Source organism: Paenibacillus sp. EKM301P, assembly GCF_011800295.1.
GTDB lineage: Bacteria > Bacillota > Bacilli > Paenibacillales > Paenibacillaceae > Paenibacillus > Paenibacillus polymyxa.
Genome location: NZ_JAALFM010000100.1, coordinates 1 through 390, shown reverse-complemented (window position 1 = coordinate 390; position 390 = coordinate 1). Strand labels below are relative to the sequence as shown.

Below are 390 nucleotides of genomic sequence, written 5' to 3'. Positions count from 1 at the left end.
ATCCGATCCTCTTTCGGACAGATGACCATCGTGCCGCCGTTATAAAGCGTCCGTGCAATATCGCCGACGAACACGTCAAAGGAGAAGCTGGCCAGTTGCAGCAGTCGTACCGGGAACTGGTTCAGACGGTAATCCCGGCGATACGCCGCAGCCGTATTGACCAAGCTGCGATGCTCGATCATGACGCCCTTCGGACGTCCCGTTGTCCCGGACGTATAGATCACATACGCCAGATCCTGCGGCTCGTTGATGTGATCGACGTCTGTGACATCTCCGGTATACAGCGACTCATCGTCTAATGCTAGTACGGTGTGCAGACGCAGCCCTGTTGCTGGCTCGGATGCTGCTTCGCGGTCAGGTGGCGAATCTGATTTCAAGCTTACGCCTTCA

At 56.2% G+C, this 390-nt stretch carries 1 protein-coding gene; it reads right to left on the bottom strand.

The window, feature by feature from the left end:
• Positions 1-390: AMP-binding protein (locus tag HFD99_RS25015; protein ID WP_238797317.1), on the bottom strand; the 390-nt coding region annotated here is incomplete at both ends.